The organism is Embleya scabrispora DSM 41855 (assembly GCF_000372745.1).
Taxonomy (GTDB): Bacteria; Actinomycetota; Actinomycetes; order Streptomycetales; family Streptomycetaceae; genus Embleya; species Embleya scabrispora.
The window spans coordinates 115,710-141,256 of sequence record NZ_KB889561.1 but is presented as its reverse complement, the minus strand read 5'-3'; the positions used below and the strand labels follow the sequence as shown (position 1 = coordinate 141,256).

Below are 25,547 nucleotides of genomic sequence, written 5' to 3'. Positions count from 1 at the left end.
CGGTGGGTTCGGGCGGTGCGTGGACCGGGTCGCGCGCACCGGGTATCAGGAGGTCCGGCTCGGCTGAGCGGGCGCCGCCGGCGCCGGGATCTTCGCGGACCCGACCTTGACGGGTTCGGGGAAGTGGCAGGCCACTTCGTGGCCGGGCCCGCCGGCCACCGCGGTCAGCGGGGGTTCGACCATCGCGCACACGTCCTGTGCCTTGTGGCAGCGAGTGCGGAAGCGGCAGCCCGAGGGCGGGTCGATCGGGCTGGGTACGTCCCCGCTGAGTCGGATGCGCTCCAGTCGGGTGCCGTCCGGGCCGGTCGCACCGGGTACGGCGGACAACAGCGCCTGGGTGTACGGGTGATGCGCCCGCTCGTACAGCGACTCGCGATCCGCGCTCTCCACCACGCGTCCCAGGTACATCACCACCACCCGGTCGCAGAAGTGCCGCACCACGGCCAGGTCGTGCGCGATGAACACGAACGCGATGCCCAGGTCGCGGCGCAGTTCCTCGAGCAGGTTGATCACCTGCGCCTGGATGGACACATCCAGCGCGGACACCGGCTCGTCCGCGACGATCAGGCTGGGTCCGGCGGCGAGCGCCCGGGCGATGCCGATGCGTTGCCGCTGCCCGCCGGAGAACTCGTGCGGGAAGCGGTTGCGGTGCTCGGGGTTGAGGCCGACGGTCGCCAGGAGTTCCTCGATCCGGCGGTCGCGTCCGCCGGGCGGGTCGATGTCGTTGACGTCCAGCGGGGCACGCAGGATGGTGCCGATGGTCTGCCGCGGGTTCAGCGAGGAGTACGGGTCCTGGAAGATCATCTGGATCTGCGCGCGGATCGGCGCCAGCTGGCGGCGCGAGGCGTGCGTGATGTCGCGGCCGCGGTACTCGATGGTGCCCGCGCCGGGTTCGAGCAGTCGGGTGATCAGCCGCCCGGTCGTGGACTTGCCGCAGCCGGATTCGCCGACCAGGCCGAGGCTCTGCCCGGCCCCGACGGTGAGGTCGATGCCGTCGACCGCGCGCACGGCCCCGGCCCGACGGCCCAGCAGACTCCGACTGGTGGGGAAGTGCTTGGTCAGTCCGCTCACCCGCAGCAGCGGCGGCTCGGACTTGTCGAGCGACGTGGCGTTCATGGAGTGGCTCCTTGCAGGTCCGTCGGCGCCGCGGTGCCCGGCGCCGCCTCCAGGTGGCATGCGGCGGCGTGCCCGCTGCCGCCGGAGGCCGCCTGTGCTCGCGTCAACAGGGGTAGCACCGTGCGGCACGGCGCCTCGGGCCCGTCGACCGCGTGCGCGCAGCGCGGGTGGAAGGCGCAGCCGGACGGCGGGTCGAGCAGGCTGGGCGGCGAGCCGGGCACCGGTTGCAGCGGCCGGTCCAGGGCGTCGGACAGGCGCGGGACCGAGGCGAGCAGGCCCCGGGTGTACGGATGTCTGGGCGTGTCCAGGACCTCGGCGACCGGGCCGAACTCGACCGCGCGGCCCGCGTACATCACGAGCACGTCGTCGGCGACGTCCGCCACCACCCCCAGGTCGTGGGTGACCAGGATGATCGCGGTGCCCAACTGCTCCTGCAACTCCGCGAGCAGATCCAGGATCTGGGCCTGCACGGTGACGTCGAGCGCGGTGGTGGGCTCGTCGGCGATCAGCAGATCGGGGTCGCACACCAGCGCCATGGCGATCATCGCGCGCTGGCGCATGCCGCCGGAGAACTGGTGGGGGTACTCGCGGGCCCGGCGCTCGGGTTGCGGGATGCCGACCCGGTCCAGCATCTCGACGGCGCGCGCCTTGGCCTCGCGCCGGCCGGCGCCGGTGTGCCTGCGGTAGGTCTCGACGATCTGCGCGCCGACGGTGAAGTAGGGCGACAGGGCGGTGAGCGGGTCCTGGAAGACCATCGACACACGCTGCCCGCGCAGGTCGCGCAGGGTGCGTTCGGGCGCGCCGACCAGTTCCGTCCCGTCCAGGACCGCGCTGCCCTCGATGGTGGTGCGGGCGGGATTGTGCAGCCCGAGCAGGGTCAGGTTGGTGACGCTCTTGCCGGAACCGGACTCGCCGACGATGCCGAGCGTGCGGCCGCGTTCGACGTCGAAGGAGACGCCGTCGACGGCCTTGACCACGCCGCCCTCGGTGGCGAAGCGCACCCGCAGGTCGCGAACCGCGAGCAGGGGAGGGGTCATCACACACGCACCCTGGGGTCGATGACGGCGTACACGGCGTCCACCGCGACGTTGGCGAGCACCATCGCGGTGGCGGCGATCAGCACCACGCCGGTGATCATCGGCAGGTCGGAGTTGGCGACCGCGTTCACCGCGAGTTTGCCGATGCCGGGGATGTTGAAGGTGGTCTCGGTGACCACCGCGCCGCCGAGCAGGACGCCGAGTTCGATGCCGTAGACGGTCACCACCGGGGTGATCGCGCCGCGCCACGCGTGTTTGAAATAGACCTGACGGGACGTCAATCCCTTGGCCCGGACGGTACGTACGTGATCCTCGCCGAGCGCGTCGATCATCGACGCCCGGGTCAAGCGCGCATACACCGCGGCCTGTACGCAGGCCAGGGTCAGCCAGGGCAACAGGAGCCCGCCCGTCCATCCGCCGGGATCGTCGGTGAACGGGAGGTACTCGGGTTTGGGCAGCCAGCGCAGCTCGTCGACCAGGACGTAGCGGGCGATCACCCCGAGGAATTGGATCGTGACCGACGCCCCGATCAGCGAGAACGCCATCGTGGACTTGTCCAGCCAGGTGCCGCGCCGCAGCGCCGCGAGCATGCCGATCATGATGCCGCCGCCGAGGAAGATCACCGAGGCGCCCAGGGCCAGCGAAAGAGTGGCGGGGAAACGGTCGAGCAGGGTGTCGAGCACGGGCTCGTGGTTGACGAACGAGTAGCCCAGGCACGGCGCGGAGCAGTGCGAGGAGCCGAAGTCGCGCCCGGCGAAGACGCCCACGATGTAGTGCCAGTACTGCATCGGTACCGACGCGTCCAGGCCCAGGTCGCGTCGGATCAGGGCGAGCGTCTCGGGCGTGCAGGTCTTGCCGCAGGACAGGCGGGCCGGGTCGTCCGGCATCGCGAAGAACAGGAAGAAGGTGACGGTGAAGACGACGAACAGGATCAGTGCGGCGCCGAGTAGTCGCTGCACCAGGAATCGGAACATGGGGCCCTCACTGGAGGTCGGACCGGGGAGTGGCCGGGCGGCCCGGCGCGGGCGGCGCGGGCGGGAAGCGGCGAGTCTTCCCGCCCGCGCCGGCGGCCGCGGCAGCCCCGCCCGGGGCTACTTGACCCAGACGTCGATCGGATAGGTCGAGCCGATGAAGCCGACGCGTACGCCGCCCAGACCGGGGCCGTACAGGGTCAGTTGGCGCCGATACACGAATGGCACCACCGGGGACTCGGCCATGATCTTCTTCTCCAGGTTCGACCACTCCTTGCCCGCCGCCACGACGTCCGACATCGCGGTGATGCGATCCATCTCGGTGCTCATCGCGGGGTTGTTGTAGAGGTTGTAGACGGAGCCGTCGTCGATGATCTTGCGGCCGTCGAACTTGGCCGGGAGTACGGTGGCGGCGCTGGGCCAGTCGGCGCCCCAGCCGGACCAGTACAGGTCGTACTTGTTGTCCATGCGGCCGATCTCGGTGTAGTAGCTCTTGTCGTTGATCGGCTGCGGAACCACCTTGAAGCCGGCCTGCTGCAGGGCCTGGACGATGGTCACCGAGACCTGTTCCCACAGCGGGGTCTGGTTGTACGCGTAGGTGATGGTGGGGTTGGGGGTGCCGGCCTCGGCGAGCAACTGCTTGGCCTTGGCCGGGTCACCGGTGTTGGGTACGCCGGCCAGGTCGAAGGGTTCGAAGCCGAGCACCGTCGGGCCCATCAGCGTGGTGGCGAACTCGCCGTAGGCGGGGCCGCCCAGGATCTGCCGCACCTGCTCCTTGGGGAATGCCGCGATCAGCGCCTGGCGCACCTTCGGGTTGGTCTGGCGACGGTTGTTGATCTCGAAGTACTCGGTGTACGGGGTGGCCGCGTCCGCCGTTCGGGCCTTCAAGTCCGGTGTGGTGAGCACCTGTTGGGCGACCTCGCGACCCACCGCGACGCGGAAGGTCATCGCCGTGCGGTCGCCGCCGTTGGCCGCGATCAGCCGTTCGTTGATCTGCTGGTTGGACGCGCCGAACTCGAACTTCCACTGGTCGGGGTAGGCGTGCCGGACCGCGTCGGTGTTCGGGTCCCAGTGCTCGTTGCGGACCATCGTCATGGACTTGTCGATCTCGCGGGCGGAGATCTTGTAGGGACCGCTGGAGAACGGGTGCTTGTCGTACTCCAGTTTGGTGTCCTTGGCGCGCGGCACCGGGGTGCTGGTGTGCATCGCCACCGCGAACGGGAAGTCACCGCGTGGGGCGGGGAGCGCGAAGGTGATGGTGCGCGCGTCGGGGGTCTTGATCGCGTCCAGTTCGCGCCCGCCGTAGGGGCCGTCGTACACCGAGCGGAAGTCGGAGTTGCCGACGAGCCATTCCTGGATCCAGGTCGGGCCGCCGGTGATCTCCTTGGCGAACGAGCGCTCGATGCCGTACTTGACGTCCTGCGCGGTGATCGGCGATCCGTCCTCGTACTTGAGCCCGTCCTTGAGGGTGAAGGTCCAGGTCTTGCCGCCGTCGGGGCTGGTCCCGGTGTCGGTGGCCAGGTCGCCGACCAGGGTGGTGTGGTCGCCCTCCTGCTTGTACGTGGTGAGTTGGCGCGAGATCAGCAACTCGGCCGTCTGCTCGTGCGAGACGTAGACGCGTGCCGGGTCCAGGTGGTTGAAGTCGGCGCGCTCCAGCACCGTGGCGGTGCCGCCGGGCTTGGCCCCGGCGAGTTCCTTGGCCGGGCCCTTCGACTCGGCGGCGGCGCCGATCGACACGGCGCGCACCTGGGCCTTGGGGGCACCCTTGGCGGGCCCTTTGCTGTCGGGGCTGCCGCCGCCGCCGGAACAGGCGGTCGCGCCGAGGGTGAGGGCGAGCGTGGCGAGCGCGGTTCGGGTGAGGCGAGTGGGTCTGCGGCGAGGATTCATGGTTCCTTCCGAGGGTTGCCGTGCGAGTGCGGTGTGGCGAGGGGACCGGTGCCGTGCGCGGCGCCGAGGGCTCAGCGGTCGCTCTTGGGATCGAGCGCGTCGCGGACCGAGTCGCCGAACAGGTTGAAGGCGACGACGAAGACGAGCATCGAGATGCCGGGGACGCACATGTAGGTGATGTCGGTCCTGTAGACCTCGGCGCCCTTGAGCAACATCCGCCCCCAGTCGGGCGTGGGCTCGACCATGCCCACGCCCAGGTAGGACAGCGCGGCCTCGGTGGTCACGTAGGTCGGCACCGCCATCGAGGCGCTGACCAGGATCGGGGTGACCAGGTTGGGCAGCAGCTCGCGCAGCACGACGCGGCCGGGCGAGGCGCCGATCACCCGTGCCGCCTCGACGTATTCGCGGCTGCGCAGGGAGAGCACCTGACCGCGCAACAGGCGCGCCACCGAGGCCCAGCCGAACGCGGAGAGCACCGCGACGATGACCGCCCCCCGCAGCAGCGGGGACATCTGCTCGCCCGGGTGGGTCAGCAGCGAGGTCACCACCGGGGTGAAGGCGATGAAGAAGAGCGTCGACGGGAAGCTGAGCATGACGTCGATGACGCGGCCCACGAGGTAGTCGGCGCCGCCGCCGAGGTAGCCGGCGGTCACCCCGACGAGCACGCCGAGCACGGTGACGATCGCGACCACGGCCAGCGAGATGAGCAGCGAGGTGCGGATGCCGTAGAGCAGTTGGGTGAGCACGTCCCGGCCGAGGCCGGGTTCGAGGCCGAGCCAGAACTCGCCGGACATGCCGCCGTTGGGTGCGACGGGGAAGCCGAACTCGTTGAGCAGGCCGGGTCGGTTCTGGCCGTAGGTGGTGTAGGGGTCGTGCCCGTACCACTTGGCGAACAGCGGTGCGCCCAGGCCCGCGACGACGAACACGGCGACGACGCACGCGGCGACGATCCCGGTGCGGTCGCGGCGGAATCGACGCCAGGCGAGTTGCGAGGGGCGCAGCCCCGTGGGGGCGGTGTCGGCGGCGGGCGGATCCGGGGCCACCGGCGGATCCGTGGGGGGCGCGAGCGTGGTCATGACGGCGGGCCTCTCGGGAGGCGGCGGGGTGGGTAATGGTGGGGAACTCTGCCCAGGGCCGACTCAATGGTCAAGGTCTGAGTCGTGTCACATTTGAGGTGCGACATTGTATTTACAATTGCTTTACCATTCACCTGCGGTTTTAGCTCGCGCTCGATCGTCTACGTTGATCGAGGGTGGGTCTGGCGCCGGCGATGAGCAATGTGACATTGTACTGAGTGACTCAAGCGGATGCGCCGGATGCGGGCCCCGAGGGCGGGGCCCGACCGACGCCCTGCGTGTCCCGCGTCCCCGATGCCGAGCCGATGCCGGCCTCGACGTCGAAAGCCACGCCGCAAGCCGATCCGAAAGCCAAGGAGTCCCCATGTCCGACGCGATCACCACCGACCGCACCCTCCACCCGTGGCGCGGCCTGATGGTCGCCACCCCACTGCCCCTGCACGCCGACCTGAGCATCGACTACGACGCCTTCGCCGACCACGTGCGCGGGCTCGTCGACGCCGGGTGCGACGGCGTGGTGCCCAACGGCTCCCTGGGCGAATACCAGGTCCTGACCGCCCAGGAGCGGGCCCGGGTGGTCCGCGTCGCGGTCGAGGCGGTGGGCGGAGACCGGGTCATGCCCGGCGTCGCCGCCTACGGCTCGGCCGAGGCCCGTCGCTGGACCGAGCAGGCCGCGGAGGCCGGCGCCAAGGCGGTCATGCTGCTCCCGCCGAACGCCTACCGTGCCGACGACGCCGAGGTGCACGCGCACTACGCCGAGGTGGCCTCGATCGGCGTGCCGATCGTCGCCTACAACAACCCCTTCGACACCCGGGTGGACCTGAGCCCCGAGCTGCTGGCCAAGCTGCACGCCGACGGCCACATCGTCGGCGTCAAGGAGTTCAGCGGCGACACCCGACGCGCCTATCGGATCGCCGAACTGGCCCCCGAACTGGACCTGTTGGCCGGCGCCGACGATGTGCTCCTGGAACTGGCCGTGGCCGGCGCCAAGGGCTGGATCGGCGGGTTCCTCAACGTCCTGCCGCACGCCTGCATCGAGCTCTACCGCGCCGCCGTCGCCGGCGACCTGACCCGGGCGCGGGAGCTGTACGACATCCTGCAGCCGCTGCTGCGCTGGGACACCCGCAGCGAGTTCGTCCAGGCGATCAAGTTGTCGATGGACGTGGTCGGCAAGCCCGGCGGCCCGTCCCGTCCGCCGCGCCGGCCGCTGAACGCCGAGATGCAGCAGGCCATCCGCCTGGCGACCGAGCGCGCGGTCGCGGCCGGGCTGAGCTGAACCGGTCCGACCGACGCGCCTGACGCAACGTCAATGCCCTTGCTGCTCCGCTGCGTTCGCGGTCGTAAGCCGATCGATGCGGAGCTGCCACGCCTGCTGCGCCGTCGACACACGCACCGCAATCGCGCCTTACCCGCTCGATCCCACCGAACCCACCGACCCCTTCCCGAAGGGCTTGCCGTTGTGACCACCACGTCCACCACACCGCTCGTACGCAGCCACAACCCCGCCGACCCCGGCGAACTCGTCGCCGAGGCCCCGGCGGTGTCGCCCGCGGACGTGCACCGCGCCGCCGAACGCGCCCGCGCCGCCGGGCGAGGCTGGGCGTCGGCCGGGGCCTCGGCGCGCTGCGCCGCACTCGGCGCCGCCGCCGACCGGCTCACCGCGTCGGCCGACGCATTCGCCGACCTGATCGTGCGCGAGGTCGGCAAACCGATCACCGAGGCGCGCGGCGAGGTCGCCCGCGCGATCGCCATCCTGCGCTACAACGCGCAGCAGGTGTACGACCCGGTCGGTTCCGTGCACGAGCCCGCCGCCGGTCCCGGCCTGCTGCTGACCCGGCGTCGCCCGTACGGCCTGGCCGGGCTGGTCACCCCGTGGAACTTCCCGCTGGCCATCCCGCTCTGGAAGGCCGCGCCCGCGTTGGCCACGGGCAACGCGGTTCTGCTCAAGCCCGCCCCGCAGGCACTCGGCTGCGCGCAGCGCCTGGCCGAACTCCTCGACGCGGTCCTGCCCGCCGACCTGTTCGCCGTGCTGCCGGGCGAGGCCGCCACCGGCGCGGCCGTGGTCGAGGCCGCGGACGTGGTCTCGTTCACCGGCTCCACCGCGGTGGGCCTGGACGTGGTCCGCGCCGGCACCGCTCGCGGGGTCCCGGTCCAGGCCGAGATGGGTGGCTGCAATGCCGCACTGGTCCTGCCGGACGCCGACGTGCGCGCCACCGCGGCCCAGCTGATCGCCGCGGCGTTCGGCTACGCCGGCCAAAAGTGCACGGCCACCCGGCGGATCGTGGTGGTGGGCGACGCCGATCCGCTGCGCGAGGCACTGGACGCCGCCGCCCGGGCCATGCCGGTGGGTGACCCCGCCGACGCCGCGACGGTGTGCGGGCCGGTGGTCACCGAGGCGGCCCGCGACCGGGTCCGCGTCGCGATCGACTCCGCGACGGCGGCCGGCGGCCGGGTGTTGACCACGGGCCCGGCGTACGACGGTGCGGGGTGGTTCGCCACCCCGACCATCCTGGAGGAGGTGCCGGCCGGACACGCCACGCTCCGCGAGGAGATCTTCGGCCCCGTCGCGGTGCTCCAACGCGCGAGCGACCTGGACCACGCCATCGCGCTCGCCCGCGACGTGCCGCACGGCCTGGTGGCATCGGTGCACACCCGCGATCTGGACGCCGCGCTCGCCGTCGTCGACCGGATCGACACCGGCCTGGTGAAGGTCAATGCGCCCACCACCGGCGTCGACTTCCACCTGCCCTTCGGCGGCACGAAGGCATCCAGTCATGGGCCGCGCGAACAGGGCCGCGCCGCGGCGGACTTCTACACCGCCACCCGCACCGTGAGTCTGCTGCCGGCGAATCCGACGGGCGGGGCGTGAGATCGTCGCGCCATCGGGGATTCACGGTGTCGAGAGGCATCGAGGCACCGGAGCGTCGGGAAACGACGGGAGGGGCGGGGCACAATGACCGATAGACTGTAACATTGCACATTGTAGGGCTGTTCGAGGCGAAGCCGGCCTCGAGGGAGGATGCACCCGATGAGAGCGCACGCCGAAGTGCCGACCGGCCCGACCGGCGAGACCGCCGCCGCGACGAACGTGCGGGAGCGGCCGCTGGACCTGCCGTTCGTGCAGGAGCGCCGCAGCCTGCGTGATCAGGTGACGCACGCCCTGCGGGCCGCCCTCATCGCCGGTGAACTGCGCCCCGACGTCATCTATTCGGCTCCCAGCCTGGCCGCCCAGTTTCGCGTTTCGGCCACCCCCGTGCGCGAGGCAATGTTGGATCTGGTCAAGGAAGGATTGGTCGAGGTTGTTCGCAACAAGGGCTTCCGGGTGACCGCGCTGTCCGCCCGGGACCTCGACGAATACACCGAGATTCGATCGATGATCGAAATCCCCGTCCTCGTGCGCCTGGCCGAGACCGCGGACCCCGCCGCGCTGCAGGCGCTGCGCCCGGTGGCCGCCGCGATCGTGGCCGCCGCGGAGCGGCGCGACCTGATCGGCTACCTGGAGTCCGACCGACAGTTCCACCTCGGACTGCTCGAACTGGGCGGCAACCAGCGCCTGGTCGAGGTCGTCGGCGACCTGCGCAAGCGCTCGCGCCTGTACGGGCTCACCCGACTCGCCGAACGCGGCGCGCTGGTGGCTTCGGCGCGCGAGCACGACGAGATCCTCGACCTGCTGCTCGCCGGGGACGGGGAGGGCGTGCGGCGAGCGATGAGCGAACACCTCGGCCACATCCGCTCGCTCTGGTCCGACCCGGGCCGCGAGTCCGACTCGGCGGCCGAGTCCGCGCCGGAGTAGCGCCGCGTCGTCGTCGCGGCCGGGGCGCGCCGATTCCCGGCCACGGCACCGGCTCCCCGACCCGCGCCCGACGACCCCGCGCCCGACCACGGCACCGGCTGCCGTACCCGCGCCGGCGGCCCCATCGCCGCGCCGGGACGCGGCTCCTCGGCATGCCCCGATTCCGCACCGCCCCGCTTTGCCTCTGCCACCGCCCTCGGCCCCGCTTCGCCGACACCACCGGCGATTCCAGGAAGGCACCCCATGAGCTACCGATACGCGATCACCGACCACGTGTTCGACCTCCCCCTGGACCATCACGATCCGGACGGCCCGCGCATCGACGTCTTCGCCCGCGAGGTCGCCGACCCGGCGCGCGCCGGTGAACGGCTGCCCTGGCTGCTCTACCTCCAGGGCGGGCCGGGAGGCAAGTCCCCCCGGCCGACCGCGAGTACGCCCGGCTGGCTGCGGCACGCGACCAAGACGCACCGGGTGCTGCTCCTGGACCAGCGCGGTACCGGGCGCAGCACCCCGCTGAACGCCCGCGCCGCCGCACGATTCCCGTCGGCCGACGAACTGGCCGACCACCTGGCGCACTTCCGGGCCGACGCGATCGTGGCGGACGCCGAGGCGATCAGGCGCAGCCTGTGCGGCGACGAGCCGTGGGAGACGCTCGGCCAGAGCTACGGCGGCTTCGTCACGCTCACCTACCTGTCGCACGCCCCGCAGGGGCTGCGGCGCTGCTACATCACCGGTGGCCTGCCCGGCCTGTCCACCACCGCCGACGACGTGTACGCGCGGACCCATCCTCGAATCCGGGACAAGAACGCCGAGTACCGCGACCGCTATCCGGACGACGTCGTCCGGCTGCGGCGGATCGCCGACACGGTCGCCGGCGGCCGGGTGCGGCTGCCCGACGGGGACCCGCTGACGGTGCGCCGATTGCGCACGCTCGGCCTGGTGTTCGGTATGGGGGACGGCTTCGAACGGGTGCACTGGCTGCTCGACGAGGCCCTCGACGCGCGGTCCGGAGAGTTGTCGGACACCTTCCTGGCGCAGGTGATGAACCTGACCGGCTTCGTCGACAACCCGCTGTTCGCGGTCCTGCACGAATCCATCTACGCCCAGGGGGGCGGCCCCACCGGCTGGGCCGCCGAACGCGCCATGGCCGCCCTCCCCGAGTTCGCCGAGGACGCGGACCCGCTGCTGCTCACCGGCGAGACGATCCACCCGTGGATGTTCGACGAGATCGCGGGACTTCGGCCGTTCGCCGACGCGGCCGCAATCCTCGCCGAGCGCACCGACTGGCCACTGCTGTACGACCGGGAGCGGCTGGCGGCCAACGAGGTCCCGGTGACCGCGGTCGTCTACCACGACGACATGTACGTCGACGCCCCGCTGTCACTGCGGACCGCCTGCGAGGTCGGCGCGGTGCGGACCTGGGTCACCAACGAGTGGGAGCACGACGGCGTCGCCGCCTCCGGGGACGCCGTCCTGTCCCGCCTGATGGACATGGCCGCGGGCCGCGCCTGACCACCCGCGCACACCTCCACCCGCGCGGACCGGGGGCGTCGATCGGGCGGACCCCGGTCGGGACTCGATCCTCGCGGACGAGGCGGTGGTCAGGAATCGGCCCGCGGAGTCGGGTGGTCCGTTGCCTCGGCGCCGTCGGGTTCGATGTGCCCCGCCGGGGCAGCGAGTTCCTGGAAGACGGAGATGTGCAGACCAGCGGGCGCGTCCAGCCTGGAGTTCAGGGATCGCCACGGCGTGACCGTGGGGGGCGCGACCTGGGTCGCGCCCGCGTCGACGAGGTGCTCCGTCACGGCGCGGCCGTCGTCGACCTCGAAGGCGACCCGAATCCTGGGGGCGACCTGATGTCCGACCTCGACGTCGTCGATCATCCGCTTCTGCTCCGGATTCGCGATCTCCAACGTTGCCCGGCCCGCATCGAGAATCGCGACGCGGGCACCGCCGTCACCGGAGAAGGCCGCCTGCTCGGGCAGGCCGAGGGCGTCCCGGTAGAAGGCAAGCGCGGCCTCGAAGTCGTCCGCCTCGACGACCAGGCGCAGCTGACGGACGGGCTGCGCCTTCGGACCTTCGGGACGCGTCATGTGCACTCCTGGGTGGGTTGCCGACCGCCCCGCCACCCACCGGGCCGTGCGGGTCGGCCGGGCCGAAGTCCGACCCGGACGGATCGCACGGCTCCACTATCGCGGTATCCACGCCGAAAGCCCCAGGGCTTCGTCGGCCGATTCGTGGCGTGCCCTCGTGTGCGCATGCGAAGGCCCCGGCGCGGCGTCCGCGGTGAAACTGCCGCCGGTCGCAGCGGCGGTGCCACCGCCGCCATGGTCACCCGGCGCCCGTGTCGCCGACCCCTCGGCGACTCGACGTCGATTCCGACCCCGATTGCGCGGCACCGCCGATTGTCGAGGGACCCGGTGGTGCGCGGGTCAGCGGGGTTCGTCGCCCTCGATGACGATGCGGTGCATGACGCGCGGACCCCGGTAGTCGTAGGCGGCGTAGTGCTGGGTGCTGCGGTTGTCCCACAGGGCGACGTCTCCGGGGCGCCAGGTCAGCCGTACCTGGAACTCCGGGCGGGCGGCCCGGTCGAACAGGAACGGCAGCAACAATTCGTTCTCCCGTTCGCCGAGTTCGACGATGCGGGTGGTGAAGATCCGGTTGACGTAGAGGCAGCGGCGACCGGTGAGCGGGTGGGTGCGTACGACCGGGTGCACCACCGGCGGGAGCGCGTCGCGGTCGCCACCGCGGTGCGAGCGCGACTTGGCGAAGTCGTGCTCGGCGGTGAGGCCGTCGAGCAGGGCACGGATCGGCGCGGAAAGGCTACGGTACGCGCTCTCCATGTCCGCCCACAGCGTGTCGCCCCCGAGCGGCGGCAGGGACACCGCGCGCAACATCGTGCCCAGGGGAGGGCGGGCCATGAAGGTCGCGTCGCTGTGCCAGATGTCCGCGTTGGAGACCTTCGGTCCATCGCCACCGGTGGCCAGCACCATCACCTCCGGCAGGTCGGGCGCGGCGGGCTCGCCGAACGGGAAGCGCTGCAACGCCCCGAAGCGGGCCGCCACCTCGCGCTGCCGGTGCGCGGTGATGCGCTGATCGCGGAAGAAGAGCACCTGGTGCTCGTGCAACACCTCGGAGAGCGCGGCATGCCCCGATGCGTCGAGATCCAGGTTCAGATCGAGGCCGTGGACCTCGGCGCCGATGGTGGGGGTGAGCGGGCGGATGTCGAACACGGGGAACCTCACAACAGATTGAGACAAGCTGACTTAATTGATTGAGACGGAATGTCTTACACTGCTCGCATGGATGTCAAGACCCGAACCCGAGCACGCATCCTGGATGCGGCCGAACGCCTGTTCGCCGAGCGTGACACCGCACAGGTCTCGCTCCGCGAGATCGGAGCGGCGGCCGGCCAGCGCAACAACTCGGCGGTGCAGTACCACTTCGGCACCCGCGACGTACTGGTCAGAGCGCTGTACGAAGACCGACTGGCGCCGCTCAACGCCCGACGGCTGGAACTGCTCGCCGATCTGGACGCCGAGCACGGCGACGACCTGGGCGCGCTGGTGGACGCCTATCTGCGACCCCTCGCCGAGGCGATGCGCGACGACAACCGCGCGGGTCACTACGCGCGCTTCGTCCACCGCTTCACCCTCGAAGGAGCACCGTTCTCCCCGCCGCTGGGCGACGACGTCGTCGGCGGCATCCGCGAGGTCACCGCGCGCATCGACGCCGCCCTCGCGGCCGGCGAGCCGGGGCTGTCCGCGGCAACCCGCGCCGGCCGGCTGCGCCTGATGCAGCTCCTGATCACCGCCACCCTCGCCGACACCGAAGGACGGCTCGACGGCGCGAGCGCACTTCCCCTGCCGTTCGACGAGTTGATCGCGGATTTGCGGCAGACCGCGGTGGGCGTCCTGCGCGCCCCGGCAGCCACCCGGACCGCTCGGGGCCCGCATCCGGTCGGCGAGTGAGCCTCCCGAGGCGGCCGGAGCTACAGTGGAGGTTCAGGGGACGCTCGGGGACGTCCGCCTGCTCGGGGCAGTCGCTCGGCACCGGAGTGGGCCATGATCCTGCTGCTTCTTCTCATCGTGGGCGCTGTTGTCGCCCTTGCCGCTGTACTCGGCGGGACCGGACTGCGGGTGGTCCGTCAGTACGAGCGCGGAGTGGTATTCCGCCTGGGCCGCGTGCAGGAACCGATCCGCGAGGCCGGTCTGACCCGGATCGTGCCGATCGTGGACCGCATGCGCAAGGTCAACACCCAGATCGTGACGATGCCGATCCCGGCCCAGGACGGCATCACCCGTGACAACGTCACCGTCCGCGTCGACGCCGTCGTGTACTTCCGGGTGAACGATCCGGTCAAGGCGACGGTGGAGGTGCAGGACTACGAGTTCGCGGTGTCGCAGGTCGCCCAGACATCGTTGCGGTCGATCATCGGCAAGAGCGACCTGGACGACCTGTTGTCCAACCGCGAGGCGCTCAATCAGGGCCTGGCACTGATGATCGACTCGCCCGCGGTGGGCTGGGGCGTGGAGATCGACCGGGTGGAGATCAAGGACGTGGCTCTGCCCGAGTCGATGAAACGGTCGATGTCCAGGCAGGCCGAGGCCGAGCGGGAACGGCGCTCGCGGATCATCACCGCCGACGGCGAGTTCCAGGCGTCGCGCAAGCTCTCCTCCGCGGCCGACGTGATGGCGCGCAGTCCCGCGGCGCTGCAACTGCGGCTGCTGCAGACCATCGTCGAGGTCGCGGCCGAGAAGAACTCGACCGTCGTCCTGCCCTTCCCGGTGGAACTCCTGCGATTCCTGGAGAACGCGACCGCCGGGTCGGCCCCGGGCATCGCGCCGGTCGCCGGCCACACGATGACGCGGACCGGGAAGGCGCCGGCATTCGTGCGCTCGCCGATGTCGTCCCGGGCCCGTCCGCATCCGCATCACCTGAAGAACCGGGGCATCCGGGCGGCGCCGGCCGCGCCCATGGCGCCGGACGGTTCGGTGGCCTCCGCGAACCGCTGACGGGCGACCGGCGCGGTCCATTCGGCGTAGCTCGGTGTGCGGGGGGATCGATCGGGCTGGTCGACTGGGCCGACATCGCAAACACCCCGCAGGCGGAGGCCGACATGGCGATCATCGTGATTCTCGAAATGCCCGGCGTGACCCAGGCCATGTACGAGGCGAGCGCAGACCAGGTGACCGGTGGCCGCGGTCCGGTCAAAAGCCCCTCCGACTGGCCGGTACCGGGCCTGCTCTCGCACACCGCCGCGCCCACCCCCGAGGGCTGGTTCGTCGTCGACGTGTGGGAGTCCGAGGAGGCGTTCCAACGCTTCAGCGAGATCATCATCCCGATCCTTCGCGGCCTCGGCGCTCCGGACATCCAGCCGAGGATCCACCCGGTGTTCACGATGGTGACCGCGTAGCGCAAGCCGTGACCGGTGGCCCGTCCCGGCCGGGGATATCGCCGGGACGGGCCACCGCGTTGCCGTACCGAAGGTGCCGCCCGGAGCGTCCGGGCGGCACCTTCGGTGGCGGTCGTGGCGATGCCCGGTTCGGCTTCGATGACGGGTGAGCCGTACTCGGGCGCGCAAGGGCGAAGCTCGGGCGGCCGGTTCGGTCAGTCCGCGTCCCGGACGGCCTGTTGCGTTTCGCGCAGGACCGCCCAGGCGTTCGCCACGGGACCCAGGTGCCCCAGCTTGTCGGGGTTGTTCACCGCGCGGATCGTCTGGATCCGCCCGTCGAGGATGTCGAGCGTGAGCGCATTGAGGACTCTGCCGTCCCGGTCCCGCAGGATCGCTCCCGGCCGGCCGTTCACCTGGTGCGGTTCCACGACGCCGCCGATTCGGACGAACGAGGGAACGACGGTGGCGAGCAGCCGGGCCACGTTCTCGGCGCCGAAGACGCCTCCGGACCACTGCGGAGCCCTGCCGCCGCTGTCGCCGATCAAGTGCGCGTCCGCAGCGAGGAGTTCGCGCAGCCCGTCGAGGTCTCCCTCCCGGAACGCGTCGAGGAATCGCTCGGCGAGTTCGGCGCGCTCGCGTCGATCGGCCTCGAACCGTGGCCGGCCCGCGTCCATGTGGCGGCGCGCCCGCACCGCGAGTTGGCGGCACGCCGCCTCCGAGCGACTCACGGCCGAGGCGATCTCCGGGAAGCCGAAGGCGAATACCTCGCGGAGCACGAAGACGGCGCGTTCGAGTGGGCTGAGCCGCTCCAACAGCAGCAGGGCCGCCATCGACAACGAGTCGGCCAGTTCCGCCGAGCGCTCCGGGTCCTGGTAGGGGTCGTTCAGCAACGGCTCGGGAAACCACGGCCCGATGTACTCCTCCCGCCGGACGCGGGCCGAGCGCAGCACGTCGATCGAGATCCGGGTCACCACGGCCGACAGGAACGCCTTGGTCGAGGTGGGCCGGGTCCGGGAGGTGTCGTAGCGCAGCCAGGTCTCCTGGACCGCGTCCTCGGCCTCACCCACGCTGCCCAGGATGCGGTACGCGATCGAGAACAGCAGCGGCCGCAGATCCTCGAACTCCTCGGCCCGCGTCACGCCCACGCCCCCTCGGCCGGGCGCGGCGTCGTGGCCGCGACCCGGTGACCCCGCACCACCGGCCGCCGCCCCGGGATTCCGGACCAACCCGCCACGAACACCCACATGACCATCACCATCCCGATCGGACCCGTCTTCGACACCCGAGACGAGACAGCCCCGCCACCTGTGACATCGCCGGCCCGGGAACAAGAGGCCCGCAGGGTGGGCGTTTTGCGCCCGGAAGTCGACGTCGATCGCCGCGCCGGGCGGCGGCCGCAGCCTCGACCTCGTGTGGCGACGGCAGTCTCGACGTCAAAAGGGACACCGGCACGCTCGCACATTCGAGTGCCGCCGGTGCACCGTCCTGTTCATGCCAGTGGCGAGAGTTGGCCACCGTTGACCCGCATCCCGGAGTAGAACCGACCCGCGTCATTTCGGCGCGGCTCGAACTCTCCTTGGGAGCAACGGTGTTCAGACGAACGTACGGCAGGATCACGACCGCGGTCCTGGCCGGGGCGTGCGCCCTTGTCACGATTTCCGGCACCACTTCGGCACAGGCCGCCGGTGCCCGGGAGCGGGCCACGGCTGTGGAAGGGCGCGTCGCCGCCGCGACCCATCCCATACCCGGTCGCTACATCGTGGTTCTGCGGGACGACGCCCGCGCCGCGACGGGCGTGCGAGAGCGCTCCGCTGCGCTCGCCGGCTCCTACGGCGGCAAGGTGCGGCAGACGTACGGTTCCGCGCTGTCGGGGTACGCGGCCGAAATGAGTGAGCATCAGGCACGCCGGGTCGCGGCCGACCCGCGCGTGGCGTTCGTGGAGCAGGACGGCGTGGACGAGATCACCGACACGCAGGCCGATCCTCCGTCGTGGGGGCTGGACCGGGCGGACCAGGCGAAGCTGCCGCTCGATCGGAACTACACCTACCCCAACAGCGCGGCGAATGTCACCGCCTACGTGATCGACACCGGTATCCGGATCTCACACAAACAGTTCGAGGGGCGGGCGAGTGTCGGATTCGACGCGGTAGGCGACGGCAACAACGGCCTCGACTGCAACGGACACGGGACACATGTCGCGGGCATCCTGGGCAGCCGTGACTACGGCATCGCCAAACAGGTCAAGCTGGTCTCGGTGCGGGTGATCGGCTGCGCCAACTCGGCAAGCACGTCGCAAGTGATCCAGGGCGTCGACTGGGTGACGGCACACGCGGTCCTGCCGGCCGTGGCCAACATGAGCATTCGCGGCAGCGTGAGCGCGGCCAAGGAGAAGGCCGTCCGCGCCTCGATCGCCGCCGGGGTCACCTATGTCGCGGGATCGGGCAACGACAGCGCGAATGCCTGCGACTACTCGCCCGGCCGACTTCCCGAAACGATCACGGTGCAGAGCTCCGACAAGTCGGACAGGCGGGCGTCGTTCTCGAACTACGGTAAATGCACGGATCTGTTCGCGCCCGGGACCGACATCGTCTCCACGTGGAACGACACCGACACCGACACCCTGACGGCGAGTGGGACATCCATGGCGACACCCCATGTCAGCGGCGCTGCGGCGATCTACCTGTCCGCGCACCCCACCGCGACGCCGGCCGAGGTACAGAAGGCGTTGATCGCGGCGGCCACGCCGGGCCGGATCGGCAACCCGGGCAGCGGGTCACCGAACCGGCTGCTGCGCGTCACCGAGTAGGACTTTGCCGACATAGTTGACCTCATGGGACGGCCCGGGCAGTCGACGTGCGGACACGACGGCGCTCGGGTCGTCCGGTGGCGCCGCGGGACCCGTGCCGAAAGCGGGCAAGGGACCACCTGGCACGTCGGCGGATTCGATCGTGTGCCGTCGGGTAGCCGGAGGTGGGAGGCGAATCATGAGTACGACCCACACCGAAGACCGACGGGTGAACGCCGTGCTGTCCGAGGCGGGAACCACGTATGCCGAGGAAGCGGGCATCCGTGTCGCGGACACGCCCGCACCGCTGTGGCAGTTGTTGGTGCTGAGCAACCTGACGGCCACCCGGATCAAGGCGTCGATCGCCGTCCACGCCGCTCGCGAACTGTTCGACGCGGGTGGCGGGACCCCCAAGGGCATGGCCGAACTGACCTGGCAGCAGCGGGTGGACGCGCTCGGGCGGGCGCATTATGTGCGCTACGACGAGAGCACCGCGACCCGGCTCGGCGAGTGCGCCGTCCTCGTCCGCGAACGCTACGGGGGCGACCTGCGCCGGCTTGCCGGCGACGCGGACAAGCAGCGGGACCGCGTCGAGGAACTGCTTCAGGCGTTCCCCGGTATCGGCCCGTCCGGCGCCCGTATCTTCTGCCGCGAGGCCCAGGGAATCTGGCCCTTCCTGCGCCCGGTCCTCGACCGGAAGGCGCTCGACGGCGCGGGCCGCGTCGGACTGCCGAAATCGTCCGAGGCTTTGGCCGAACTGGTCGACGGCGACGACTTGGCGCGATTCGCGGCGGCATTGGTGAGAGTCGAACTGGACAAGGACCTCGCGGGCCGGGTCGAGGCCGCGCCGTGACCGGCGTGTGGTGCGTGTGACCCCGGGCAGGGCGATCAGGCCGGACACCCGATGCCATGTTCGCCCCGCCCGTCGGAACGTGCGGGTGCGCGGCGAAGGACGGCGGCCTGCCCGGCGAGAAGGTCACTCGCTCATGGGGTCGCCGGTGCCCATGATGTCGATGTGGTCGGGATGGCCGGCCCCGATCCGGATGCCGACCACCAGGAAGCGGCCGCGTGTGCCGCAAGGGAGACACAGCCGTCCCTGGCCCGCCCGGTAGATCTCGTGCAGGTCGGGGCGGGCCGCCGGGCTCTTCGGGCGCAGCGTCGCCGACCAGCCGATCGGTGTCGCGTCCGGCCCCGGGTCGTAGAGGTGTTCGTCGTCCGCGTCCACGATCGCGTACACGCCGATCCGCCGTCCGCTCGGCAGGACCACGGTCGCCGAGCCCTCGTGATCCTTCATGGGTGCCAGTCTGGTCCGTCGCAGGTGGTTCGGCACGCGAAAAAGGGGCGTGTCGCACTTCGATTCTACGTCGCCCCGATTCGTCTCCAACTTCGTTCGTGGCAGCCGTCTTGCGGATTATCGGAAGGTCGGCCCCGGGTAGGGGCGGGTCGTGAGCGCTGCGACCGGGTGCGGTGCGGCGGCGTGAGGCTTCGGCGGGTCACGAGGGTCACGAGGGTCACGCGGGTCACACGGGTCACACGGGTCACACGGGTCACGAGGCGGCCGTGAGGCGTTCGCGTTGGGGGATGACGGTGTACTTGGAGTCGTGAGCCGAGGCCATGCCTGCGGCGAAGACGCCGAAGCGCGTGCACAGCGAGCCCGCGAGCAGTGCCGCGCCCGCTCTCGGTCAACGCCCGACACACCCGCAGGAACGACTCCACCGGCGCCCCGCAGGTCTCCTCGACGAACTCCGGCGTGTAGCGCGCGAAATGGCGCTTGAGGATCTGATGGACACAGCGCGGATGGGACAGCGTCTCATCGCGCGAGGCACTGGGGTGCGCCGGCCGACCACCCGAACCGTGCGATTCGGCGCGCCCGGCCTCGGCCACCGCCGGTCGATCCCGGCCCATGCGGTCGTCGTGGCGTGTGTCCCGCCCGGCCCGGATCGGGGGTGTACGCGACCCGCTTGCCCTCGTGCTCCCAATGCCACGTGTCGCGACGGGTGCGCACGACCCGTTCGGCGACCATGCCGAACGCGCCGCGGCGCCGCGCCCGAGCCGGTCGGCGCCGGTGACCTGGCGTCGGACCGGCCATTTCGCGCCACCACGTACGTGGGTCCACGTCGGCTCCTCGCCGGTTCCGGGGCAGCGGCGGGCATGCCCACGTGTGCCCCGGGCGGGGGAGCCGTCGTGGGTGTGGAAGGCGTACCGAGGTGGTGATCCGGGTCCGGACCTTGACCGAGGGGCTGTGGCCGGTGCGGGGAGATGGTTGACTGCGCCGCATGGTCCTCGCGCGCGTGTCTCCCGAACGCCCGGACGTGTCGACGGGCTGCTCCGCTCGCGGTGCCGGTCCGTGCTCCCTCGCCGGATGGGAGAGCCTGTCGTGAGTATCGGCCACTCGCCCGCGGAGCCCGGCCGTGTTTCGACGGCGGGGGATGCGCCTCCCTTCGATCCCGAACTGGGGGCGGCGTTGGCGGCCCTGGGGGAGGAGGCGAGGGAGCCGTTCACCCCGGGGAACCTCGCGGCCCGGCAGGAGCGGGACGCCGCGGTCCGGCCGAGGCCGACCGTGGCGGATCTCCGGGCCGAAGGCCGTTTCGAGGTGGAGGAGTTGCGGGTGCCGGGGGCATCGGACGGGCGGGAGGTCACACTCGTGAGCGCGCGGCCCGCGGGGATCGCCGGGCCGCTGCCGCTGCTGTACTACATGCACGGCGGCGGAATGATCATGGGTAACGCGTGGTCCGTACTTCCGCAGCTGCTTCGCGAATGGGCCCTCCCGCTGGAGTTGGCCGTCGTCTCCGTCGATTACCCGCTCGCCCCGCGGGCGCGGTACCCCGAACCCGTGGAGGACTGTTACGCCGGACTCGTCTGGGCGGCAGCGCACGCGCGTGCGCTGGGCATCGACGCGGACCGCGTGATCGTCGGCGGAAAGAGTGCCGGCGGCGGACTCGCCGCGGCGCTCGCTTTGATCACCCGTGATCGGGGCGGACCCACGCCGATCGGGCAATTGCTCCTGTGCCCGATGCTCGACGACCGCAACAGCACCTTCTCCAGCCACCAGATGGCCGGCGTCGACACCTGGGACCGCACCTCCAACACCACCGCGTGGCAGGCGCTGCTGGGCGACCGGTACGGCGCCGCGGACCTGTCGCCCTACGCGGCGCCCGCCCGCGCCACGGATCTGTCCGGACTACCCCCGGCCTACATCGAGGTCGGCTCGGCCGAGACCTTCAGGGATGAGGACGTGGCCTATGCCGCTGCCATCTGGCAGGCCGGCGGCCGAGCCGAACTGCATGTATGGCCAGGGGCGTTCCACGGCTTCGACACCTTCGCACCACACGCGGCGCTCAGCCGCGACGCCCGCGACGCCCGCTCCCGCTGGCTTCGGCGCATCCTCACCCGGTCCGACGTGAGCGACGCGTCCGGCTGCTGAGCGGATCGCGCCCGGCGGGCGCCCGACGTCCACCGCCCGCCGGTCGGTTGAGGTCCGGCGTGATGATGCGGGTATGGGTATATCCGAAGTTCGTTGCGATGTTCTGGTTGCCGGGGCGTATTTCGCCGATCTGATCTTCCGTGATCTGCCCCGTACGGTGGCTGCGGGGCGTGAGACGTTCGCGGGTGGGTTCGAGATGTTGCCCGGTGGCGCCTTCAACCCGGCGATGGCGCTGCATCGGCTGGGGGACGACGTGGTGTGGGCCACCGATTTCGGTGACGACGCGTTCAGCCGGCACGTCCTGGCCGGGGCCCGCGCCGCAGGGCTGGACGAGTCCGGATTCCGCCACCACCCGGGGCCCTTGCGCAGTGTCACGGTCGTGCTCTCGGATGCGGACGACCGGGCCATGGTCAGTTTTCAGGACCCGGTGACACCGCGCCCGGTGGAGGAACTGGTGCGTGTGCATCGGCCGAACATCCTCGTACTGCCCGAACTGCGGTATGGCCCGGGAGTCGTGGAGACGCTGCGTGCGGTGCGTGACGCGGGCACGCTGATCTTCATGGACTGCCAGGATGTCCCGGTGACGCTGGAGACGGCGACCGTGCGCGAAGTCCTGGCCCATGTGGACGTCTTCGCGCCCAACATCGACGAGGCACTGAGCCTCACGGGGGTCGCCACGGCGGACGAGGCGGCGACGTTGCTGGGCGAACTGGTGGGCACGGTCGTGATCAAGCGTGGCGAACAGGGTGCGTTCGCGCTGCGGGCCGGGGCCCGGTTCACCGTTCCCGCCGTCCCGGTCCGTGTGGTGGACACCACCGGGTCCGGCGATTGCTTCAACGCCGGATTCGTACACGGTGTTCTCGCCGAGTGGGATCTGCCCCGATGCCTCGCGGCGGCGGTGGCCTGTGGATCGGCGGCCGCCACGGCGCCGGGGTCGGGCGGGGCTCTGGATGCCGGTGAACTGCCCGCGTGGCTTGCGATGGTCGGGCCCGTGTCGTCGACCTGAGCAGCGCATCCGCGCGATGCGCCGCGCATATCACCTTTCGTAGTCGCGAGACTGCCCACGGTTCCCCGCGCGTGTTAGCGTTCGCTGTCGTCGATCGACCGCGCTCTCCGGCCCATCGGGCGGAGGGCGTTCGCGTGCGGCGACCCGCACCCGCTCGTGGGTGAGGTGTTCGGGGCATGCGAATCCGGTCGGTCGGGGGTATGCGGTGAGAGTTCTGGTCACCGATCTGGACGGCACGTTGCTGGGCGGCACGGACGCCGAACGCCTGCGGCTGCATGGGATCTTGTCGCGTCATCCGGAGATCACGGTGGTTTTCGCAACCGGCCGCGGTCTGGCCTCGGTGCGCGGGGTGCTCGCCGATCCGCTCGTGCCCAGGCCGCGGTGGATCGTCGCCGACGTGGGAGCCAGCGTGGCCGACGGCAGGGACCTGAGCACGGTCACGGACGTGCAGTCCCGGTTGCGCGAGGGCTGGCCCGGTGCGGCCCGGGTGCGCGACGCGCTCTCCGGATTCCCCGGCCTGACGTACCAGCACGGGGTGGCGCAGGACGGACGGTGTTCCTTCCACCTGAGTCCGCAGGACCTCACCGGCGAACTCGTTTCCGCGGTCGCCGCGTTGGGGTGCTCGTGGGCCTACTCGGCCGATCGGTACCTCGACGTGCTGCCACCCGGGGCGAGCAAGGGTGCCGCGGTGGAGGCCCTGGCCCGCGCGCAGGGTTGGGTAGTTGCGGATCTGTTGGTCGCCGGCGACTCGCTCAACGACCTGTCGATGTTCGCGATCGGCGCGCACGGTGTGGTGGTCGGTGGCGCCGAGCCCGCCCTCGATCGGGCGGTGGCCGGGGACGAGAGGGTGTACCGCACCGAGCATCACGGCGCGGCGGGCGTCGTCGCCGGATTACGCGACCTGGGCTGGGTGGAGCCGGAACACGCGTTGGTCGTGGGCTATCACCGGCCGCCCCGGGTGTGGACATCGACGGGTTGGCGCGCTCCGACCAGCCCGAACGGAATCCTGCCGACGCTGTGTGCCGTTCTGGGCACCGCACGCGGGGCCGACCACGAGGCGGACCGCCATGTCCCGCCCCTGTGGGTCGCGGGATCGGTGGTCGACGACGACCTGCCCGGTCCGGACGGCGGGGAGCACGACCTTCGGCCTGCTTTGTCGCTGCAACGGTTCGATTCCGCCGCATGGTCCGCGTACTTTCACCGAGCCTGCAAGGAGACGTTGTGGCCGGCTCTGATGTCGCAGCCGGAACGCATGCGCTTCGACCGCGCGGCCTGGATCGAATACCGAACCGTGAACCGCCGCTTCGCCGAACACATCGCGGAGCGAGCCGCCGAGCGGGCGACCATTTGGCTGCACGACTACAACCTGTGGCTCGTGCCCGGACTGCTGCGCGCCTCGCGGCCCGATCTGCGGGTGGGTTTGTTTCACCACACGCCGTTTCCTCCGGTCCCGGTCTTCGATGCGCTGCCGGTCGCGGCCGAGGTGCGGACGTCCCTGACGGCGCTGGACTGGGCCGGTTTCCAGACCGAGGGATTCGCCGCCAACTTCCGGGCCACGTTGGGCGGGAACGGCTCGGCGCCGCGGGTGGGCGTGCATCCGCTGGGCGTGGACCGCGAGGCCATCGATACGATGGTCCGGGCCCGAGGGCCTCACGCGCCATCCGCCGCGGGGCATCTGGTGCTTTCGGTCGAGCGCCTGGACTACGTGAAGGCCCCCGAGCGCAAGGTCGCCGCCGTCGCCGCACTCCTGGCAGCCGACCCGGCCCTGCACGGCCGCCTTCGGTTCCGACTCGTCTGCCCGCCACCCGAACCCGGTATCACCGCCTACGATTCGACCCGCGTCGCCCTCGAACAGGGCATCGCCGACGTGAACGAGCGGTTCGGCACGGCGACTTGGCGACCGGTCGAATACCTCCCGCGCAACCTCTCGTTCGTCGAGGTCCTGGACGAGTATCTCGCCGCGGACGTGTTCTGGGTGACGTCGCTACAGGACGGCATGAACCTCACCGCCAAGGAGTTCGTGGCGGCACAGTCGGCCGCGGGCGGCTCCGGGGTGCTGGTGCTGTCGCGCTATGCCGGAGCAGCGGAGGAACTCGGCGGCGGCGCGCTGTTGACGGATCCGCGCTCGCCGGCCGACCTCGTGCGGGCTCTGCGGCGGGCGCTGCGGATGCCCCGACGCGAACGACGTGCCCGGATGATTCGTCTGTCCACGGCCCTCGGGCACGAGCACCCTCGACACTGGGCGGCCGGGATCATCGCCGCCATCGAGGGCGACCCCGATCCGGGCATCTCACCCGTCGAGGCGTCGGTCCGGCCGGACCACCGTCGGTGCCTCGCATCGCGGCCCGGTGGGTGCGGGCCGCGGTGATCAGCGCGCGGTACGGCGGCTATGCCGTGGGCTTTTCCGGGAAATCGCCGGTGGGGAGGCCGAGGAGAACGCGGATGCGGTAGGGGAGATCCGTGTCCGTGTCCGAGTCCGTGTCTTCGTTCAACGCCTGCATGGCGCGAACGAACTGGTTGACGTTCTTCGCGTCGACGACCTTGAGCCACCCGGGTCGGAGGGCCATGTTCGAGCGCGCGAGCGCGTCCGCGAGCGGGGCGACGTCGGCCGGCCACGGGGTCGCGGCGAGTTGACGGGACTCCTCGTCCTCGGCGGCGAGCCGGGCGGCGACGAGGCCGCGCAGTTCGGTCCACGGGCGGCGGTTTTCGACCGCCGCGCCGAGTGCGTTCACGGCCCGGTTTCGGCCCGCCGCGATCTGCTGGTACCGCCGGGCGGCCTCGGCGCGTGTCAGCGTGGCGCCCGTCCGCGGCGGCAGGGTGAAGGGGGTCGCCGCGGAGCCGGTGGGGGCGGCCGAGGACGCGGTGGATCGGGGGCGGGCATCGGCCGCGACGTCGGCCGCGACCGAACAGCCGGTGGCGGAGGCGGACATCACGGCTGCGGTCGCGAGAGCGGCGAGCACGGTACGGCGATAGTCGGTCACGAGGACGTGAGCATAGGACCTGCCCGTCCGGGCGTCGTGGGCAGGGCCACGGTCGGTGCCGAGGCGCCGGGCCGGGAGC

22 protein-coding genes and 2 pseudogenes are annotated in these 25,547 nt (G+C 71.2%); 12 read left to right on the top strand and 12 right to left on the bottom strand.

The window, feature by feature from the left end:
• Nucleotides 1-45 precede the first annotated feature (45 nt).
• From A3IC_RS0100620 to A3IC_RS0100600, 5 genes are all read right to left on the bottom strand, one after another.
• A complete protein-coding gene (locus tag A3IC_RS0100620; RefSeq protein ID WP_020548120.1) occupies nt 46-1,116 on the bottom strand; it encodes an ABC transporter ATP-binding protein in 1,071 nt (356 codons plus the stop codon).
• Nucleotides 1,113-2,153: an ABC transporter ATP-binding protein gene (locus A3IC_RS51755; protein WP_020548119.1), complete on the bottom strand. Its 1,041-nt coding sequence runs from the start codon at nt 2,151-2,153 to the stop codon at nt 1,113-1,115. The genes A3IC_RS0100620 and A3IC_RS51755 overlap by 4 nt, the downstream gene beginning before the upstream one ends.
• A complete protein-coding gene (locus tag A3IC_RS0100610) occupies nt 2,153-3,127 on the bottom strand; it encodes an ABC transporter permease (protein WP_020548118.1) in 975 nt (324 codons plus the stop codon). The genes A3IC_RS51755 and A3IC_RS0100610 overlap by 1 nt, the downstream gene beginning before the upstream one ends.
• A 117-nt stretch (nt 3,128-3,244) precedes the next feature.
• Complete coding sequence (locus A3IC_RS0100605) at nt 3,245-5,011, bottom strand: ABC transporter substrate-binding protein (RefSeq protein ID WP_020548117.1); 1,767 nt, start codon at nt 5,009-5,011, stop codon at nt 3,245-3,247.
• 71 nt (nt 5,012-5,082) lie between these two features.
• On the bottom strand, nt 5,083-6,087 hold the full coding sequence (locus A3IC_RS0100600) for an ABC transporter permease (protein ID WP_020548116.1): 1,005 nt from the start codon (nt 6,085-6,087) through the stop codon (nt 5,083-5,085).
• Nucleotides 6,088-6,451: 364 nt separating this feature from the next.
• On the opposite strand from A3IC_RS0100600, the gene A3IC_RS0100595 reads away from it, so the two are divergent.
• The 4 genes from A3IC_RS0100595 to A3IC_RS0100580 all read left to right on the top strand — a co-directional run bounded on the left by A3IC_RS0100595 (nt 6,452) and on the right by A3IC_RS0100580 (nt 11,392).
• A complete protein-coding gene (locus tag A3IC_RS0100595) occupies nt 6,452-7,363 on the top strand; it encodes a dihydrodipicolinate synthase family protein (RefSeq protein ID WP_020548115.1) in 912 nt (303 codons plus the stop codon).
• 183 nt (nt 7,364-7,546) lie between these two features.
• Nucleotides 7,547-8,956 carry an aldehyde dehydrogenase family protein gene (locus A3IC_RS0100590; RefSeq protein WP_020548114.1) on the top strand — a complete coding sequence of 470 codons (1,410 nt, stop codon included), beginning with the start codon at nt 7,547-7,549 and terminating at the stop codon, nt 8,954-8,956.
• Nucleotides 8,957-9,106: 150 nt separating this feature from the next.
• A complete protein-coding gene (locus A3IC_RS0100585) occupies nt 9,107-9,880 on the top strand; it encodes a GntR family transcriptional regulator (protein WP_020548113.1) in 774 nt (257 codons plus the stop codon).
• Nucleotides 9,881-10,123: 243 nt separating this feature from the next.
• Complete coding sequence (locus tag A3IC_RS0100580) at nt 10,124-11,392, top strand: alpha/beta fold hydrolase (protein ID WP_020548112.1); 1,269 nt, start codon at nt 10,124-10,126, stop codon at nt 11,390-11,392.
• Nucleotides 11,393-11,481: 89 nt separating this feature from the next.
• Here A3IC_RS0100580 and A3IC_RS0100575 read toward each other — a convergent pair whose 3' ends face one another.
• Together A3IC_RS0100575 and A3IC_RS0100570 are read right to left on the bottom strand one after the other, a co-directional pair.
• The gene (locus tag A3IC_RS0100575) at nt 11,482-11,970 is read right to left on the bottom strand and encodes a VOC family protein (RefSeq protein ID WP_020548111.1); all 489 of its coding nucleotides are present in this window, start codon (nt 11,968-11,970) and stop codon (nt 11,482-11,484) included.
• Nucleotides 11,971-12,309: 339 nt separating this feature from the next.
• Complete coding sequence (locus A3IC_RS0100570; RefSeq protein ID WP_020548110.1) at nt 12,310-13,122, bottom strand: TauD/TfdA dioxygenase family protein; 813 nt, start codon at nt 13,120-13,122, stop codon at nt 12,310-12,312.
• Between the two features lie 57 nt (nt 13,123-13,179).
• Here A3IC_RS0100570 and A3IC_RS51750 point away from each other — a divergent pair, with 57 nt between their 5' ends.
• The 3 genes from A3IC_RS51750 to A3IC_RS0100555 all read left to right on the top strand — a co-directional run bounded on the left by A3IC_RS51750 (nt 13,180) and on the right by A3IC_RS0100555 (nt 15,293).
• A complete protein-coding gene (locus A3IC_RS51750; RefSeq protein ID WP_020548109.1) occupies nt 13,180-13,848 on the top strand; it encodes a TetR/AcrR family transcriptional regulator in 669 nt (222 codons plus the stop codon).
• Nucleotides 13,849-13,941: 93 nt separating this feature from the next.
• A complete protein-coding gene (locus A3IC_RS51745; protein WP_020548108.1) occupies nt 13,942-14,892 on the top strand; it encodes a slipin family protein in 951 nt (316 codons plus the stop codon).
• A 104-nt stretch (nt 14,893-14,996) separates the two neighbouring features.
• Nucleotides 14,997-15,293: a hypothetical protein gene (locus tag A3IC_RS0100555; RefSeq protein ID WP_020548107.1), complete on the top strand. Its 297-nt coding sequence runs from the start codon at nt 14,997-14,999 to the stop codon at nt 15,291-15,293.
• 194 nt (nt 15,294-15,487) lie between these two features.
• Here the strand turns inward: A3IC_RS0100555 and A3IC_RS0100550 are convergent, their stop codons facing one another.
• On the bottom strand, nt 15,488-16,411 hold the full coding sequence (locus A3IC_RS0100550) for an RNA polymerase sigma-70 factor (RefSeq protein WP_026217722.1): 924 nt from the start codon (nt 16,409-16,411) through the stop codon (nt 15,488-15,490).
• A 449-nt stretch (nt 16,412-16,860) separates the two neighbouring features.
• On the opposite strand from A3IC_RS0100550, the gene A3IC_RS0100540 reads away from it, so the two are divergent.
• Together A3IC_RS0100540 and A3IC_RS0100535 are read left to right on the top strand one after the other, a co-directional pair.
• On the top strand, nt 16,861-18,078 hold the full coding sequence (locus A3IC_RS0100540; protein ID WP_020548104.1) for a S8 family peptidase: 1,218 nt from the start codon (nt 16,861-16,863) through the stop codon (nt 18,076-18,078).
• 178 nt (nt 18,079-18,256) lie between these two features.
• The gene (locus A3IC_RS0100535) at nt 18,257-18,910 is read left to right on the top strand and encodes an HhH-GDP family DNA glycosylase (RefSeq protein WP_020548103.1); all 654 of its coding nucleotides are present in this window, start codon (nt 18,257-18,259) and stop codon (nt 18,908-18,910) included.
• 123 nt (nt 18,911-19,033) lie between these two features.
• Here A3IC_RS0100535 and A3IC_RS0100530 read toward each other — a convergent pair whose 3' ends face one another.
• From A3IC_RS0100530 to A3IC_RS73315, 3 genes and pseudogenes are all read right to left on the bottom strand, one after another.
• Nucleotides 19,034-19,351: a hypothetical protein gene (locus A3IC_RS0100530; RefSeq protein WP_026217720.1), complete on the bottom strand. Its 318-nt coding sequence runs from the start codon at nt 19,349-19,351 to the stop codon at nt 19,034-19,036.
• Between the two features lie 253 nt (nt 19,352-19,604).
• Nucleotides 19,605-19,733: pseudogene (locus A3IC_RS70495) on the bottom strand (NrfD/PsrC family molybdoenzyme membrane anchor subunit); the annotation flags it as partial.
• A pseudogene (locus tag A3IC_RS73315) lies at nt 19,732-19,941 on the bottom strand (hypothetical protein); the annotation flags it as partial. The pseudogenes A3IC_RS70495 and A3IC_RS73315, both read right to left, overlap by 2 nt.
• Nucleotides 19,942-20,440: 499 nt before the next feature.
• On the opposite strand from A3IC_RS73315, the gene A3IC_RS0100525 reads away from it, so the two are divergent.
• The 3 genes from A3IC_RS0100525 (at nt 20,441) to A3IC_RS0100515 (ending at nt 24,855) form a co-directional block, all read left to right on the top strand.
• Nucleotides 20,441-21,481: an alpha/beta hydrolase gene (locus tag A3IC_RS0100525; RefSeq protein WP_425387294.1), complete on the top strand. Its 1,041-nt coding sequence runs from the start codon at nt 20,441-20,443 to the stop codon at nt 21,479-21,481.
• Between the two features lie 73 nt (nt 21,482-21,554).
• Nucleotides 21,555-22,487, top strand: coding sequence for a carbohydrate kinase family protein (locus A3IC_RS0100520; RefSeq protein ID WP_040875931.1), 933 nt, complete (start codon nt 21,555-21,557; stop codon nt 22,485-22,487).
• Between the two features lie 205 nt (nt 22,488-22,692).
• Nucleotides 22,693-24,855: a trehalose-6-phosphate synthase gene (locus tag A3IC_RS0100515; RefSeq protein WP_020548099.1), complete on the top strand. Its 2,163-nt coding sequence runs from the start codon at nt 22,693-22,695 to the stop codon at nt 24,853-24,855.
• A 19-nt stretch (nt 24,856-24,874) separates the two neighbouring features.
• Here A3IC_RS0100515 and A3IC_RS0100510 read toward each other — a convergent pair whose 3' ends face one another.
• A complete protein-coding gene (locus A3IC_RS0100510; protein WP_020548098.1) occupies nt 24,875-25,468 on the bottom strand; it encodes a hypothetical protein in 594 nt (197 codons plus the stop codon).
• Nucleotides 25,469-25,547 lie beyond the last annotated feature (79 nt).

What these genes read in the sequence shown, in the direction of transcription:
- A3IC_RS0100620 (WP_020548120.1), bottom strand. Translation starts at nt 1,116, where the DNA reads ATGAACGCCACGTCGCTCGACAAGTCCGAGCCGCCGCTGCTGCGGGTG.
- A3IC_RS51755 (WP_020548119.1), bottom strand. Translation starts at nt 2,153, where the DNA reads ATGACCCCTCCCCTGCTCGCGGTTCGCGACCTGCGGGTGCGCTTCGCC.
- A3IC_RS0100610 (WP_020548118.1), bottom strand. Translation starts at nt 3,127, where the DNA reads ATGTTCCGATTCCTGGTGCAGCGACTACTCGGCGCCGCACTGATCCTG.
- A3IC_RS0100605 (WP_020548117.1), bottom strand. Translation starts at nt 5,011, where the DNA reads ATGAATCCTCGCCGCAGACCCACTCGCCTCACCCGAACCGCGCTCGCC.
- A3IC_RS0100600 (WP_020548116.1), bottom strand. Translation starts at nt 6,087, where the DNA reads ATGACCACGCTCGCGCCCCCCACGGATCCGCCGGTGGCCCCGGATCCG.
- A3IC_RS0100595 (WP_020548115.1), top strand. Translation starts at nt 6,452, where the DNA reads ATGTCCGACGCGATCACCACCGACCGCACCCTCCACCCGTGGCGCGGC.
- A3IC_RS0100585 (WP_020548113.1), top strand. Translation starts at nt 9,107, where the DNA reads ATGCACCCGATGAGAGCGCACGCCGAAGTGCCGACCGGCCCGACCGGC.
- A3IC_RS0100580 (WP_020548112.1), top strand. Translation starts at nt 10,124, where the DNA reads ATGAGCTACCGATACGCGATCACCGACCACGTGTTCGACCTCCCCCTG.
- A3IC_RS0100575 (WP_020548111.1), bottom strand. Translation starts at nt 11,970, where the DNA reads ATGACGCGTCCCGAAGGTCCGAAGGCGCAGCCCGTCCGTCAGCTGCGC.
- A3IC_RS51750 (WP_020548109.1), top strand. Translation starts at nt 13,180, where the DNA reads ATGGATGTCAAGACCCGAACCCGAGCACGCATCCTGGATGCGGCCGAA.
- A3IC_RS51745 (WP_020548108.1), top strand. Translation starts at nt 13,942, where the DNA reads ATGATCCTGCTGCTTCTTCTCATCGTGGGCGCTGTTGTCGCCCTTGCC.
- A3IC_RS0100555 (WP_020548107.1), top strand. Translation starts at nt 14,997, where the DNA reads ATGGCGATCATCGTGATTCTCGAAATGCCCGGCGTGACCCAGGCCATG.
- A3IC_RS0100535 (WP_020548103.1), top strand. Translation starts at nt 18,257, where the DNA reads ATGAGTACGACCCACACCGAAGACCGACGGGTGAACGCCGTGCTGTCC.
- A3IC_RS0100530 (WP_026217720.1), bottom strand. Translation starts at nt 19,351, where the DNA reads ATGAAGGATCACGAGGGCTCGGCGACCGTGGTCCTGCCGAGCGGACGG.
- A3IC_RS0100520 (WP_040875931.1), top strand. Translation starts at nt 21,555, where the DNA reads ATGGGTATATCCGAAGTTCGTTGCGATGTTCTGGTTGCCGGGGCGTAT.